Source organism: Brevibacterium sp. 239c (genome assembly GCF_900169365.1).
Classification (GTDB): Bacteria; Actinomycetota; Actinomycetes; order Actinomycetales; family Brevibacteriaceae; genus Brevibacterium.
On sequence record NZ_FXZH01000001.1, the window covers coordinates 315456 to 329082 of the forward strand.

General features: G+C 61.1%; 14 protein-coding genes. 6 read left to right on the forward strand and 8 right to left on the reverse strand.

What is annotated here, in order from left to right:
• Window positions 1-190: 190 nt before the first annotated feature.
• Window positions 191-616, reverse strand: a complete 426-nt coding sequence (locus BSP239C_RS01390) for a DUF4307 domain-containing protein (RefSeq protein ID WP_257930000.1) — start codon at window positions 614-616, stop codon at window positions 191-193.
• Between the two features lie 124 nt (window positions 617-740).
• On the opposite strand from BSP239C_RS01390, the gene mca reads away from it, so the two are divergent.
• Both mca and BSP239C_RS01400 read left to right on the forward strand, forming a co-directional pair.
• Entirely contained in the window at window positions 741-1739 is a 999-nt protein-coding gene (mca, locus tag BSP239C_RS01395; RefSeq protein WP_101569817.1) for a mycothiol conjugate amidase Mca, read from the forward strand.
• Window positions 1736-2104, forward strand: coding sequence for a hypothetical protein (locus tag BSP239C_RS01400; RefSeq protein WP_101569818.1), 369 nt, complete (start codon window positions 1736-1738; stop codon window positions 2102-2104). The genes mca and BSP239C_RS01400 overlap by 4 nt, the downstream gene beginning before the upstream one ends.
• 11 nt (window positions 2105-2115) lie before the next feature.
• On the opposite strand, the gene BSP239C_RS01405 is transcribed toward BSP239C_RS01400, so the two are convergent.
• Window positions 2116-2901, reverse strand: coding sequence for a hemolysin III family protein (locus BSP239C_RS01405; RefSeq protein ID WP_101569819.1), 786 nt, complete (start codon window positions 2899-2901; stop codon window positions 2116-2118).
• A 136-nt stretch (window positions 2902-3037) separates the two neighbouring features.
• Here BSP239C_RS01405 and BSP239C_RS01410 point away from each other — a divergent pair, with 136 nt between their 5' ends.
• A complete protein-coding gene (locus BSP239C_RS01410; protein ID WP_101569820.1) occupies window positions 3038-3799 on the forward strand; it encodes an isoprenyl transferase in 762 nt (253 codons plus the stop codon).
• 177 nt (window positions 3800-3976) lie between these two features.
• Complete coding sequence (locus tag BSP239C_RS01415) at window positions 3977-5284, forward strand: PhoH family protein (RefSeq protein ID WP_101569821.1); 1308 nt, start codon at window positions 3977-3979, stop codon at window positions 5282-5284.
• Window positions 5285-5374: 90 nt separating this feature from the next.
• On the opposite strand, the gene BSP239C_RS01420 is transcribed toward BSP239C_RS01415, so the two are convergent.
• The 3 genes from BSP239C_RS01420 to glpX all read right to left on the reverse strand — a co-directional run bounded on the left by BSP239C_RS01420 (window position 5375) and on the right by glpX (window position 8707).
• Window positions 5375-6778, reverse strand: coding sequence for a class II fumarate hydratase (locus BSP239C_RS01420; protein ID WP_257930001.1), 1404 nt, complete (start codon window positions 6776-6778; stop codon window positions 5375-5377).
• A gap of 71 nt (window positions 6779-6849) precedes the next feature.
• A complete protein-coding gene (locus BSP239C_RS01425; RefSeq protein ID WP_101569823.1) occupies window positions 6850-7476 on the reverse strand; it encodes a carbonic anhydrase in 627 nt (208 codons plus the stop codon).
• Between the two features lie 106 nt (window positions 7477-7582).
• A complete protein-coding gene (gene glpX / locus BSP239C_RS01430) occupies window positions 7583-8707 on the reverse strand; it encodes a class II fructose-bisphosphatase (protein ID WP_180958876.1) in 1125 nt (374 codons plus the stop codon).
• Window positions 8708-8781: 74 nt separating this feature from the next.
• On the opposite strand from glpX, the gene BSP239C_RS01435 reads away from it, so the two are divergent.
• Window positions 8782-9486, forward strand: a complete 705-nt coding sequence (locus tag BSP239C_RS01435; protein WP_226830638.1) for a DUF4245 domain-containing protein — start codon at window positions 8782-8784, stop codon at window positions 9484-9486.
• A 3-nt stretch (window positions 9487-9489) separates the two neighbouring features.
• Here BSP239C_RS01435 and BSP239C_RS01440 read toward each other — a convergent pair whose 3' ends face one another.
• Window positions 9490-9729: an exodeoxyribonuclease VII small subunit gene (locus tag BSP239C_RS01440; RefSeq protein WP_101569825.1), complete on the reverse strand. Its 240-nt coding sequence runs from the start codon at window positions 9727-9729 to the stop codon at window positions 9490-9492.
• Between the two features lie 66 nt (window positions 9730-9795).
• A complete protein-coding gene (gene xseA, locus BSP239C_RS01445; RefSeq protein ID WP_101569826.1) occupies window positions 9796-11106 on the reverse strand; it encodes an exodeoxyribonuclease VII large subunit in 1311 nt (436 codons plus the stop codon).
• Between the two features lie 187 nt (window positions 11107-11293).
• Between xseA and BSP239C_RS01450 the strand changes: the two genes are divergently transcribed.
• Window positions 11294-12352, forward strand: coding sequence for a 4-hydroxy-3-methylbut-2-enyl diphosphate reductase (locus BSP239C_RS01450; RefSeq protein WP_101569827.1), 1059 nt, complete (start codon window positions 11294-11296; stop codon window positions 12350-12352).
• Window positions 12353-12395: 43 nt separating this feature from the next.
• On the opposite strand, the gene BSP239C_RS01455 is transcribed toward BSP239C_RS01450, so the two are convergent.
• Window positions 12396-13580 (reverse strand): DNA recombination protein RmuC, encoded by a 1185-nt coding sequence (locus BSP239C_RS01455; RefSeq protein WP_101569828.1) that lies wholly within the window; start codon window positions 13578-13580, stop codon window positions 12396-12398.
• Window positions 13581-13627: the final 47 nt, after the last annotated feature.

The following is a 13627-nucleotide window of genomic DNA, read 5'->3' on the forward strand; positions in this document are numbered from 1 at the left end:
GTTCTCCTTCTTCGGTTCGGTGCGCTGTCAGGCGCGTCAGGCAACGAAAAACCGGGCGTTGGGTACGCCCGGATGTTGAATGAAACTACAGTCTAACGCATCTGCACGCGAAAACGATGATCTCCGTCACGCGCACCTACACCTGTTGTGGACGGTGCGGCCGGGCCGGAGGTGCGGAGTCCGGACTCCGTTATTCGAACCAGCAGGAGTCGGCGTGGCCAGAGGAAGCGAGCTGCGTCGTGGCCAGATCGATGTCCATCTGCCGGGGCGAATTCGGATCGGCGGCGGGATCTGCGGGGAGAATGATCTCGGTGAAGCCGACAATGGCCTCGTACTCGTTCGTGGCCTGCACGATACAGTGCACATCCCGATCCTGATCAGGAAATATTGCCACTGTGACCTGTGTTGAAGAAGAGTCGACAACTGAATAGTTCAATGTCTTGGGAGTCGTGGGGTTGGTCTGTGGACGAAAGGCCACAAACGCAATCGCGATGATCAGGGCAAAGACGATGACGACGGCGATGATCTTGGCAGTTTTTCCGAGATGCCGTTTGGGCTCGCGGACACGGCCGTATCGATCATCATGCAGTGGTTTTTCCACTGTTACCTCAGTCATTGAATTCCTCATCTACGAACATTGCGCACTAACCTAGAGTAGTCGATCCGTCTCCTGCGATCATTTCAGCCATTGCGCAGGAAGCGGAACGTCACCAGGCTGAATCGAAAGGGACACACCAAACATGACTTCGCTTCCTTACCATGGACTGCGTCTGCTGACGGTTCATGCTCATCCTGACGACGAATCCTCGAAGGGCGCGGCGACGAGCGCGAAGTACGCCTCGCTCGGAGCCAGGGTCCTCATCGCCAGCATGACCGGTGGTGAAGCCGGAGACATCCTCAATCCCGCCTTGTTGCAGAGCCCGAAGGCCAGCCGCGACATTGCCGGCCTTCGTCGCGAAGAGATGGCCACGGCCGCAGCGGCTCTGGGGGCCGAACATGTATGGGTCGGACACGTCGACTCGGGTCTGCCCGATGGTGATTTCGACAATCAGACACCTCCCGGATGCTTCTATCGTGTTCCCGACGAAGTGGCCATGCTGCCGCTGGTGCACATCATCCGCAGCTTCCGCCCACAGGTTGTGACGACCTACGACGAACTGGGCGGATACCCTCACCCGGATCACATCAAGAACCATGCCGTGACGATGGCGGCAGTAGCGGCCGCAGCAGACCCTGAGAAGAACCCGGAACTCGGCGAGCCCTGGCAGGTTGAGAAGGTCTACTACAACCAGGATCTGTCCGCGAAGAAGTGGGTCACCATCCACGAGAAGATGACCGAGGCGGGTCTCGAGTCTCCTTTCGCCGACCACATCGAGGACTTCAAGAAGCGCGATGCCCAGCGGGTCAACTGGTTGAGCACGACGATCGACTGTGCAGAGTTCTTCCCATCCCGTGACCGGGCTCTGCTGTCCCACGCCACACAGATCGACCCTGAGGGCGGGTTCTTCTCCGCCTCACGCAAAGCCGCGCGGACGTATTGGCCGACTGAAGAGTTCGAACTGGCCATCGACAATACCGGTCGGACGCCTCTGACCCCCGGCGTTGATTTTCAAGAGACCGATCTCTTCGCCTCGGTGACCATGGATGATGGCCGCAAGGTACCGGCAGAGGGCATGCTGCCTGCATCGCCAGATCAGTACGAAGACGATTATGACGAAGCGACAGGTGAGAGCGCATGATTCTGGCAGCAACGCAGGGCGCGACCCCCAGCAGCGGCCCGGACCCCGATCTGGTCACCCCCGGCACGATCGGCTTCGTGTCGACGTTGGTGATCGTCATCGTCGTGATCTTCCTCATTCGTGATGCGCTCAAACGAGTGCGGCGAGTGCGCGCACGAGCCCATGCCGATGACGCGTATCCGATCCCGATGCGCAAGCATGCTGTGCCCAACCAGTCAAAGCTCTCCGGAGAGTCTGCACCGGCTGCAGAAGATGAGACGGCGGTCGAGGACGAGGACCGGAAATCAGAGCAGAACGACCTTGAGCCGAGCGACCCTGAGTCGAGTGACTCAGAGCAGAGTGATCCTGCCCGGTCGCAGGACTGACCGGCAGACGCTCAGTAAGCTGCCACCGCTGCGACGAGAAGCGCCGCGAGATGGCAGCCGTAGCCGGCGATCGTGAGAATGTGGAAGATCTCGTGGAAGCCCAGCCACTTCGGTGAGGGGTTGGGCTTCTTGATCCCATAGATCACGGCACCGACGATATAGCAGACGCCACCCGCTACGACGAGGATGCCCACCGCAGGGTTGGTCACCCACATCTGTGGAATGTAGCCGACTCCGGCGACACCGAAGCCCACATAGATGGGTACGAAGAGCCACCTCGGCGCGGTTGTGAAGATGGTCCGGAAGGCAACTCCCAGGATCGCTGCGCCCCAGAGGACGGACAGCAGCAGGATAGTCTGGTCAGTCCGCAGCATCAGCACCGCCAGAGGCGTGTAGGTGCCGGCGGTGATGAGGAAGATGTTCGCGTGGTCGAGTCGACGGAGGATCAGCCGGGCTCGAGTCCGCCATCGTCCCCGGTGGTAGACGGCAGAGGTCCCGAAGAGCAGCATCCCGGTGATGGCGAAGATGGAAGCCGCGATCCGAGACTCGATGGTTGGGGAGATGATGACCAGAGCCAAGCCGCCGAACATCGCCAGGGGAAACGCTCCTGCGTGGAACCAGCCGCGCAGTTTGGGTTTGACCTGACCAGCCAGTTTGTCCAACTCACGTCGCAGGGCGGAGCGTCTGCGGGCTATGTGCACAGGGTAGCCTGAGCGCGACTCCTCCGAGGGTGTGGAGTCGACTGACCTCTGACCTTCGGAGCCGGCCGAGGATGGTTCAGTGACTGGATCATTCATGACTCCAGGATATCGACCTCAGCTGTGGGATCGTTCAACGGTACCCACAGGTAACCGCTGAGAACGCGAAGCCGTTCGGGATAGTACTGTGTAAGGTGGTCGAACCGACCGCAATTCGAGTGTGAAAGAGGACAGTGTGGCGCGACCGGTGAGCCTGCTCTACCGTCTCTACGAGCGGCGGCTCCTGCGCGAGCTGGACAAATCTGTACCTGTACCGAGGCATGTCGGTGTCATCACCGACGGCAACCGCCGTTGGGCGAAGGAATTCGGTGCCACCACCGCTGACGGTCACCGTGCTGGAGCCGAGAAGATCGTCGAGTTCCTCGGCTGGTGCGATGAGATCGACGTCGATATCGTCACGCTCTACGTCCTGTCCAAGGAGAACCTCGCCAGATCCGCCGAGGAAGTCGAAGTTCTCATCGAGATCATCTCCGACCTGGTCGAGAAGATCGCAGCCCTGAACGGCGTGAGGGTGCAGTTGGTCGGGGACCTGGAGATCCTGCCACCGGGCCTGCGGGCCCGTTTGGAAGCGGCCACTTCGGCGGGGGACTGCCAGATGCGCGTGAACGTCGCTGTCGGCTACGGCGGACGGCAGGAGATCGTCAACGCGGTGAAGTCCCTGCTGCGCCTGCGCACGGACGAGGGCACTGACCTGGAGACGATCATCTCCGAACTGTCCCCACAGCAGATCAGCGAACACCTCTACACCAAGGGGCAGCCAGACCCCGATCTCATCATCCGCTCCTCCGGCGAGCAGCGCCTGTCCGGGTTCCTGATGTGGCAGAGCGCCTACTCGGAGTTCTATTTCTGCGAAGCGTACTGGCCCGATTTCCGCCGCACCGACTTCCTGCGCGCCGTCCGTGACTACGGACTGCGCCAACGCCGCTTCGGAAAATAGGCTTCGGGCCGTCGCCGGTTCATGCGAAGTTCACGACCACGACTTTCCCGAACACGCGTGCCGTTGCCTGCCTAGCCCCGAATCGGGGTTAGGTTGGCAGTAGTTGGTCGACACCAACCCGAGATCGGGGGATGTCAGGACTCGGATCTCGGCGGTACTCACGCCACAGGGGTCCTCATGACCGCACACGTCCACACTTACGTTCTCGACACCTCGGTGCTGCTTTCCGATCCGGGTGCCCTGTTGAGATTCGCAGAACACCATCTCGTCATTCCGCTGGTCGTCGTCTCCGAGTTGGAAGCCAAACGCAATCATCCGGAACTTGGTTTCACCGCTCGCAAAGCACTGCACATCCTCGATGACTTCCGGTCCGAATTCGACCGACTCGATGAGCCGATCCCGGTCGGTGATGCCGGCGGCACATTGCGTGTTGAGCTCAATCACGTCGACGCCTCGACGATGCCGATCGGCTTCGACCGGTCGGAGAATGACACTCGCATCCTCTCCGTCGCCCGGAACCTGGCAGCTGAAGGCCAGGACGTCATCGTGGTCACGAAAGACGTGCCGATGCGTGTGAAGGCCTCGGCGCTCGGGCTGCAGGCCGAAGAATATCTGGCGGAACTGGCCACCGACTCCGGGTTCACGGGGATGAGCGAGCTGTCTCTGGACGAAGACGAGATGTCGCAGTTCTATGAGCAGGGGTGGGCAACCACCGAGGCGGTCACAGATGAGGTCGTCAACACCGGCGTGGTCATCACCTCACCTCGTGGTTCCGCACTCGGCCGGGTGCGACCAGGCAACCGGGTGTCGTTGGTGCGCGGTGACCGTGACATCTTCGGAGTCCATGGACGGTCCGCCGAGCAGCGAGTGGCCATCGACATGCTCCTCGACGATGCACTGGGAATCGTGTCCTTGGGAGGTCGAGCCGGAACGGGGAAGTCCGCACTCGCACTCATGGCGGGACTGCAGAAGGTACTCGAAGAGGGCAAGCATTCGAAGATCATGGTCTTCCGCCCGATCTATGCCGTCGGCGGCCAGAGCCTCGGTTTCTTACCCGGCAGTGAGGGCGAGAAGATGAACCCGTGGGCCGAGGCGGTCTTTGACACGCTTGGTGCGCTGGTGAGCAAGAACGTGATCGAAGAGGTGATGAACCGCGACCTGCTCGAGGTTCTGCCTCTGACCCACATTCGGGGCCGATCCTTGCATGATGCGTTCGTCATCGTCGACGAGGCCCAATCGTTGGAGCGCAACGTGCTGTTGACCGTGCTCTCACGCATCGGCATGAACTCGAAGGTGGTGCTCACCCACGACGTCGCTCAGCGGGACAATCTGCGGGTGGGCCGACATGACGGTGTGGCGGCGGTGATCGAGAAGCTCAAGGGCCACGATCTCTTCGCCCATGTGACGCTGACGAGATCGGAACGCTCCGAGATCGCGGCTCTGGTCACCGATGTGCTCGAAGAGTTCGATCCCTTCCGCTCCTAGCACGCGGTGAACGCGAAGGGGCCCGGTGGCCGAACGTGATGTTCCGCCGCCGGGTCCCTTGGCCGTGTAGCTGAGGTGAAGCCGTGTGATTTACTTGTAGTTTCCGATCATCGTGGTGACATCGAGTGCCTTGTCGAGGTCGGCCTCGGTGATGGAGCCGTTGGAGACGAAGCCGAGGTCGATGGTGGCTTCCTTCACGGTCATCTTGTTCGCCACAGCGTGCTTGGCGATCTTCGCCGCCGATTCGTAGCCGATGACCTTGTTAAGAGGAGTCACGATGGAGGGGCTTGCCTCGGCGAGGAAGCGGGCACGCTCCTCGTTGGCCTGGAGTCCGTCGATCATCTTCTCGGCCATCACAGTCGAAGAGTTCGCGAGCAGACGGATGGATTCGAGCAGATTCGACGCCATCACAGGGATGCCGACGTTGAGTTCGAAGGCTCCGTTGGTCGAGGACAGTGCCACGGTGGTGTCGTTGCCGATGACCTGCGCGGCGACCTGAATGGTGGCTTCGCAGATGACCGGGTTGACCTTGCCGGGCATGATCGAGGAACCCGGCTGCAGGTCAGGAATGGCGATTTCGCCGAGGCCGGTGTTCGGGCCCGATCCCATCCACCGCAGATCGTTGCAGATCTTCATGTAGCCGTAGGCGATGGTGCGCAGCTGGCCCGAAGCCTCAATGAGTCCGTCGCGGTTGGCCTGAGCCTCGAAGTGGTTGCGTGCCTCCGTGATCGGAAGACCGGTCTCCTCAGCGAGGATCTCGACGACTCGAGCGGAGAAACCGTCCGGTGTGTTGATTCCGGTGCCCACTGCGGTGCCGCCCTGCGGAACCTCAGCGACGCGAGGCAGCGAAGCCTCGATGCGCTCGATGCCGTATCGAACCTGGGCAGCATAGCCGCCGAATTCCTGTCCCAGCGTCACTGGGGTGGCATCCATGAGGTGGGTGCGGCCCGATTTGACGATCGAAGCGAATTCCTTCGCCTTCTTCTCCAGCGAGACAGCGAGCGTCTCCATCGCTGGAATCAGCGAGTTGACCAAGGCCTGGGTTACGGCGACGTGTACCGAGGTGGGGAACACGTCGTTCGAGGACTGGGAAGCATTGACGTGATCATTGGGGTGAACGTCGATGCCCTGGGATTCGAGGGCCTTCGTCGCCAGGGAGGCCAGGACCTCGTTGGTGTTCATGTTCGAAGATGTTCCCGAACCGGTCTGGAACACGTCGATGGGGAAGTGGGCGTCGTATTCGCCGGCGATGACCGCCTCGGCGGCCTTCTGGATGGCTCCGGCCCTGTCAGCGTCAAGGACTCCGAGTTCGAGGTTGGCCTTCGCAGCCGCCTTCTTCACCTGGGCCAAAGCGGCGATATGAGCCGACTCCAGGGTCTTGCCCGAGATCGGGAAGTTCTGCACGGCGCGCTGTGTCTGTGCGCTGTACAGGGCATCTTTGGGAACCTTCACTTCTCCCATGGTGTCGTGCTCGATGCGAAATTCTTCGCTCATAGTTGTCCTTTCCGACATGATGTCTGGGCTGTTGGTCATTGTGTCTGCTGAGGCCGCGGGTGCAGCCAGGATCAGGACGCGAAGGTCGAAGTCGCGTCCTCGTCGCCTCCGTGCTGTGCGACGACCGTGGTGCGACCGTCGTGCAGCTGATAGGTCAGGCCGACGATGATGAGGCGACCTTCGTCGACTGCCCGGGAGATGATTGCAGAGAGCTGCATGATCTTCTCCACCGTGTCCATGGTGTTCTGCGTGACCGTCTCATTGACAGTCTTGCGGTTGTTCTTACGGGCCCTGGCCACAGTCGGCAGGATCCGTGCCACGACATCGGAGATGAACCCTGGGGGAGTCTCTCCGGAATCGTAGGAGTCATACGCAGCTGTGACCGCACCGCAGCTGTCGTGGCCGAGCACGACGAGCAGGGGAGTGCCGAGGATTTCGACCCCGTACTCAAGAGAGCCGAGCGTCACTGGATCGACGACCTGTCCGGCGTTGCGCACGACGAACATGTCGCCGAGACCGACATCGAAGATCATCTCAGCGGCAACTCGCGAGTCCGAGCAGCCGAAGAGCGTGACGAAGGGCATCTGATTGTTCGACAGTGCCTCACGTCGTGCGGTGTCCTGATTGGGATGTTTCGGGACGTCGTCGACGAAGCGATGATTTCCTTCGAGCAGACGTTTCCATGCTTCGTTCGGCATCGGTCAAGAACCTACTTCCGGTGGGTGAGATCAGAGGGTCGAGTCGGTGGGGTCCGGTGTCGACAGTGATGGATGGTGACGGACGATGGAGATCAGAAGCGAATGCTCAGATGAGTCCGCGTCGAGCAGCCTCTTCGGCAGCTTCGACATAGGAATGGGTCTTCGCAGCCTGATGCTCGGCGAAGACCGAACGCACGGTGCCCGATTTGGAGCGCATGACCAGAGAGTGGGTGGTGACATGTCCGCCGTCGAACTTCACACCGTCTAGCAGATCACCGTTGGTGATGCCGGTGGCGACGAAGTAGCTGTTGTCACCGGTGACGAGATCATCGGTGTTGAGTACCTGGTCGACGTCGAGCCCGGCTGCGGCCGCGGCCTCACGCTCCGAATCGTCCTGTGGCCAAAGGCGACCCTGGATGACTCCGCCCAGTGCCTTGATCGCGCATGCGGTGATGATGCCTTCAGGGGTGCCGCCGATGCCCATCAGCATGTCGACACCGGTTCCCGGGCGGCAGGCGGCAATAGCGCCGGCGACATCGCCGTCGGTGATGAGCTGGATGCGTGCTCCAGCCGCACGGATCTCATCGATCATCTTCTGGTGGCGCGGACGATCGAGGATCATCACGGTCACCGAGGCAGGATCGTTCGTTCCTTTGCCCTTGGCGACGCGACGGATGTTCTCTGCTACCGGTAGGCGCAGGTCGACCGCGTCGGCGGCAGCGGGACCTGTGACGAGCTTCTCCATGTAGAAGACAGCTGAAGGATCGTACATGGCGCCATCTTCGGTGACGGCCATGACCGAAATCGCGTTGGGCATGCCCAGGGCGGTCAGACGCGTGCCGTCGATCGGGTCGACAGCCACATCGCAGTGAGCGCCTTCGCCGTCGCCGACCTGTTCGCCGTTGAAGAGCATCGGTGCTTCGTCCTTCTCACCTTCGCCGATGACGACGCGTCCGGCCATGCGCACGGTTGAGATGACGTTGCGCATAGCGGCAACAGCGGCACCATCGGCGGCGTTCTTATCGCCGCGGCCCACCCAAGGGGCAGCTGCGATGGCAGCGGCTTCGGTGACTCTGACGAGTTCGAGAGCGAGGTTGCGGTCGGGAGCGTCGGCTCCGACCTGTGCTTTCTGGGACCAGGTATCCGTCACGGTGACGGGAGGAGCCTCGGCATCCACTCGGCCTCGGTCATGATGAGATTTCACGGCAGCAGGTTCATTGGAGTCACTCATAAGTCCAATTGTGCCACCCCGCACGTTCGGTGCCGACATCGGTACGATTTCGCGCCGTCGTTGTGGTCTCTGTCATGAATGCCCGTCCAGGATTGGCCCTGGGGACCAACCCCGAGGACAATGGCGATGTGAATGCCCAATCCAATACCTACGCTGTGGGATCGCAGGCGCCCGTGACACACGCGGATGCCGGGTCCGAGGGAGTGCCAATGGCTGACGAGTCCGGAGTGATGCTCCCGGGGTCCAGGGAAGAGATGCGCTTCCTACGGAAGAACTCGAACTGGGTCAACATGATCATTGCGATCCTGGCCTGCCTCGCAGTCGTTGCCGTGGTGCTGCTGATCGCACCGCAACCAGAGGTCGACCCGCAGCGTGTGGTCGACTACCAGACGATTGCCGAGCAGTCGGAGGACAGCGCCGAGTTCGACCTCATCGTGCCGAAAATTCCGAGCGGATGGACATCGAACGAGGCGAGCCTTGATCGTGTGGGCGATTCGGACCGCACATCCTGGTACATGTCCTTCGTCGGTACCGAGCGGCAATGGGTGAGCATCGAGCAAGCCAAAGCCACGGAGAAATGGGCCAAAAGCAAAGTCGGCGATGCAGTTGCAGCTGAGACAGTGACCGCCGGCGGCTTGGATTACCAGATCTATAGGACCGCAGACGCCAAGGAATACTGGGTGACCGGAAAGGGCGACAACTTCGTCGTCATCACCGCAATCGCGACTCCCGATTCCATCGACTTCTTCGCCAAACAGGTTTCCAAACAGCTCAAGTGAGGCTCAGCCTTCCTCGTCTGAAGATTCCTCACGCGCTTTGTCGAGACGTTCACGAGCACCATCAAGCCACCCCTGGCAACGATCGGCCAGAGCCTCGCCACGCTCCCACAGACTCAGCGAGTCCTCCAAGGGAAGATTTCCAGCCTCGAGTCGTTTGACGATTCCGACCAATTCTTCACGAGCCTGTTCGTAGCTGAGGGAATTGATGTCGGCCTGGTTCTGCCCGGTTGTTGGTTCTGTCATGATTACGTCCTCCGTGGCTTGATCGGGTGAGTTGTGAGTGTTGCGGTGTGGTTGGGCCAGGTGCTGCTATTGCTTTGAGGCGTGGTTGTCTTCGGTGTTTTCCTGCACAGCTGTCACCTCGGCGTCGAAGCGTCCGCGAGCGACACGGACGTGGACACCGGCGCCGGTGTCCACCTCGGCCGAGTCTCGGATGGCCTGACCCTCGTCGTTTTGGACGACGGCGTACCCGCGTTCGAGAGTCCGCAGTGGTGAGAGCGACCGTGCCTGTGAACGAAGATGGCTGATCTCCGTCTGTGCCTGCACGATGCGTGTCGTGGTCGCTTGGAGGCTGCGTCGACGCACCAGCCGCAGCTGCTCTTCGTGCGCGGCCACCATGGTCTGAGGCTCGGCAAGGACAGGGCGTGATCGGACTGCGGTGAGCATCTCCTGCTCCCGGTCGATGATCCGGTTGACGGCGGCATCGAGTTCAGCCCGAGCACGCAGCAGATTCATCGCTTCCTCGGCCACATCGGGAACGATGCGTTTGGCCGCATCGGTGGGCGTCGATGCTCGCATATCTGCGACCTCATCGAGGATCGGACGGTCGGCTTCGTGGCCGATTGCCGACACAACGGGAGTGTTCGCCTCAGACACGGCGCGAACGAGTGCCTCATTGGAGAATGGCAACAGGTCCTCCATGCTGCCGCCCCCGCGAGCGATGACGATGATGTCGATCTGCGGGTCGGCATCGAGTTCGGCGAGGTTCTTCATCACACCGGGAACGGCGTCGGGTCCCTGGACAGCGCAGTTGCGGATTTCGAATTCGGCGGCCGGCCAGCGCAGGGTGACGTTGCGAACGACGTCCTTCTGCGCATCGGAGTCTCTGCCGGTGATGAGGCCGATCCGATTGGGTAGGAACGGCAGACGCTTCTTCCGATTCGGGTCGAACAGGCCCTCTGCGCCGAGTTGCTTCTTCAGTCGCTCGAGCCTGGCCAGGAGCTCGCCGAGGCCGACGGCCCGGATGTCATTGGCCCGCATGGTCAGGCGACCGGTCTTGGTCCAGAAGTCTGCTTTGAGGTTGGCGACGACATGGCTGCCCTCAGACAGCGGAGCCCCAGTGCGGTCGAGTACGTTCTTCCAGATCTGGACCGGCAGCGACATTTCGACATCGGTGTCGCGCAGAGTCAGATAGCTGGCCTTGCCGCGGTGATTGAGCTCGACAACCTGTCCCTCGATCCACACGCTCGACATGCGATCAATATAGGACTTCATCTTGCTCGAGAGCAGACTCAGGGGCCATGGGTTCTCTGCCGTCGTCTCGCCTGCTGTCGCCGCCAGCTCCTGAGCGTCGACCGTTTCGCCGAGGGTCCCGGGGGTGCCGGAAATTCGTTGCGCCATGTTGTCTCCCCTTCCAATCCACCACCCTAACGAACGGTGGTGACATGACGAATCATCGCCGCGCAGGAACTCGCGCGGTTGGGGTCGTGATCCGGCTGGTAGGTGTGTGATGTGGATTGCTTCACCTTTGTAGCCGTTGTTCAGGTCCCCGGCCTAAACTGAGCTTGTGACTGCCATATCTGTACCCATGCCCATCATTCCGCGCAAGCGTCTTGCTCCGGAGGACATCCGGACGCCTGAAGGTGCTGGCCAGAAGGTGCTTCTGGCCGCCCCACGCGGATACTGCGCCGGCGTTGACCGTGCCGTGATCGCCGTCGAGCGCGCACTCGAGCACTATGGTGCTCCCGTGTACGTGCGAAAGGAGATTGTGCACAACCGCCATGTGGTCGACACTCTCTCCGAACGCGGCGCCGTCTTCGTCAACGAAACCGATGAGGTTCCGGAAGGTGCGCGCCTCGTATTCTCAGCACACGGTGTCTCTCCTGCGGTGCACGCCGAGGCAGCCGCACGTGAACTGTCCACGATTGACGCGACCTGTCCACTGGTGACGAAGGTCCACCGCGAGGCCGTGCGCTTCGCCCGCGATGGCTACCACATTCTGCTTGTCGGCCACGCCGGTCACGAAGAGGTCGAGGGTACGATGGGGGAGGCTCCCGATGACATCACTCTGATCCAGAATCCTGAAGAAGCCAAGACCGTCGAGATCGCAGACACCGAGAAACTAGTCTGGCTGTCACAGACGACGTTGAGTGTCGACGAAACGATGGCGACTGTCGATATCCTGCGTGAACGGTTCCCCCACCTGCAGGCCCCGCCGAGCGACGACATCTGCTATGCCACGTCGAACCGACAGGTGGCCGTGAAGAAGATCGCCCCGCAATCCGATCTGGTTCTGGTTGTCGGCTCAGCCAATTCGTCGAACTCCGTACGCCTGGTTGAAGTTGCTCTGGAGCATGGGGCCAAGGACGCGCATCGCGTCGACTTCGCTCGTGAGGTCGACGAAACATGGTTCCATGATGTCGCGACTGTCGGCGTGACCTCAGGAGCGAGCGTGCCGGAAGGGCTGGTCCAGGACCTTCTCAAACTGTTGGCCGAGTACGGTTTCGGCTCGGTCGAGGAGATCGTAACGGCAGAGGAAGACATAATGTTCTCGTTGCCGCGCGAACTGCGCAAGGATCTCAAAGCCGCCGGGATGAAGACATCGAATAAGCGCGACGGAGCCGACCGGGACCACGATCTGATCTGATCTGATCGGTGCCTGGTGTCGGTGCCTGGTGTCGGTGCCAGGTTTAGTCGGTACCGGTATGCCTGCGTCTCAGTTCGGTGGGATCTTGTGTCGCAAACGGATCATGTCCCGAGACGCGTGGCCGTGTGAGTTCTTCAGCGCTGACTCCCCGGGTGCGTGAGTCGAGTTCAGCAACTGTATCGAGTTCGGTCGCGACGATACCCGTTGACGGAAACTTCCGGGCCGTGACGAGGAACCGCGATTCCAGTGATGAGACGAAGCGGTTGTAGTCGTGAACCGAGCGATCGAGACTCGTCCCCATTCGCGTCACGTGGGTGACCAGGGTACCGATGCGTTCGTAGAGTTCGGTGCCGAGCTTGAGCACCTCGGCCGCCGAAGTGCTCATATCCGCTTGTCGCCAATTTAGCGCGACCGTCTTGAGGAGGACGAGCAACGTGGCTGGGGATGCGAGCACAACGTTTTTGCCGAGAGCATGGTCGATCATCTTCGGATAGGTCGATGCTGCCGCAGACAACAGCCCGTCTGTGGGAACAAAGCAGACGACGAAGTCCGGTGCGGTGTCGAAGGACTTCCAATACTCCTTGGACGCCAGGGAATCGATATGACGCAGCAACGCTCGAGCATGATCTTCATCGCTGGCCTCAACGTCCTCCATGCGTGCTGACAGCGGCGTCTTGGCATCGATGATGATTGTTCCGCCGCCGGGCAGGTTGACGGTCATATCGGGGCGGTGGCGTTTGCCATCACGCTCACTGCTGACCTGAGTCTCGAAGTCCACATGGGGGAGGAGACCTGCGTATTCGACGAGGCGTCGGAGCTGGACCTCACCCCAGTCACCGCGCTGAGTCGTCGAATTCAGCGCAGTGGCCAGTGAACCCGTCGACTCCTGCAACCGGAGATTCTGCTGACTGAGATGGCCGATCTGAGTGTTGAGGCGAGTGATCTGCTCAAGCTGAGTTCGATCCTGAGCCTGCAGATTCTCCTGCAGATGGTTGACGCTTGCGGCCAGCGGTCCGATGGCAGCGGTGATCTCACCGGCCATCTGCGCATCGGCCTCCAGATCCTCGGTCCGATTGGTGAGGATCCGGGACGTGGTCTCCGCTCTCGTGAGTCGCTCGATATAGCGAGAACGCGTGTGTGCGCGACCAAGAAGGAAGCCGAGGGCGGCACTGATGATGATCGCCAGGATGAAGACGATGATGAGTCCTGTGGTGGGGAAAGCATTCATGACTTCAGCGTGACAGACGGCACTGACGCGAGATTTAGACCCGCACC

What these genes read in the sequence shown, in the direction of transcription:
- BSP239C_RS01390 (WP_257930000.1), bottom strand. Translation starts at nt 616, where the DNA reads ATGACTGAGGTAACAGTGGAAAAACCACTGCATGATGATCGATACGGC.
- mca (WP_101569817.1), top strand. Translation starts at nt 741, where the DNA reads ATGACTTCGCTTCCTTACCATGGACTGCGTCTGCTGACGGTTCATGCT.
- BSP239C_RS01400 (WP_101569818.1), top strand. Translation starts at nt 1,736, where the DNA reads ATGATTCTGGCAGCAACGCAGGGCGCGACCCCCAGCAGCGGCCCGGAC.
- BSP239C_RS01405 (WP_101569819.1), bottom strand. Translation starts at nt 2,901, where the DNA reads ATGAATGATCCAGTCACTGAACCATCCTCGGCCGGCTCCGAAGGTCAG.
- BSP239C_RS01415 (WP_101569821.1), top strand. Translation starts at nt 3,977, where the DNA reads ATGACCGCACACGTCCACACTTACGTTCTCGACACCTCGGTGCTGCTT.
- BSP239C_RS01420 (WP_257930001.1), bottom strand. Translation starts at nt 6,778, where the DNA reads ATGAGCGAAGAATTTCGCATCGAGCACGACACCATGGGAGAAGTGAAG.
- BSP239C_RS01425 (WP_101569823.1), bottom strand. Translation starts at nt 7,476, where the DNA reads ATGCCGAACGAAGCATGGAAACGTCTGCTCGAAGGAAATCATCGCTTC.
- glpX (WP_180958876.1), bottom strand. Translation starts at nt 8,707, where the DNA reads ATGAGTGACTCCAATGAACCTGCTGCCGTGAAATCTCATCATGACCGA.
- BSP239C_RS01435 (WP_226830638.1), top strand. Translation starts at nt 8,782, where the DNA reads ATGAATGCCCGTCCAGGATTGGCCCTGGGGACCAACCCCGAGGACAAT.
- BSP239C_RS01440 (WP_101569825.1), bottom strand. Translation starts at nt 9,729, where the DNA reads ATGACAGAACCAACAACCGGGCAGAACCAGGCCGACATCAATTCCCTC.
- xseA (WP_101569826.1), bottom strand. Translation starts at nt 11,106, where the DNA reads ATGGCGCAACGAATTTCCGGCACCCCCGGGACCCTCGGCGAAACGGTC.
- BSP239C_RS01450 (WP_101569827.1), top strand. Translation starts at nt 11,294, where the DNA reads ATGCCCATCATTCCGCGCAAGCGTCTTGCTCCGGAGGACATCCGGACG.
- BSP239C_RS01455 (WP_101569828.1), bottom strand. Translation starts at nt 13,580, where the DNA reads ATGAATGCTTTCCCCACCACAGGACTCATCATCGTCTTCATCCTGGCG.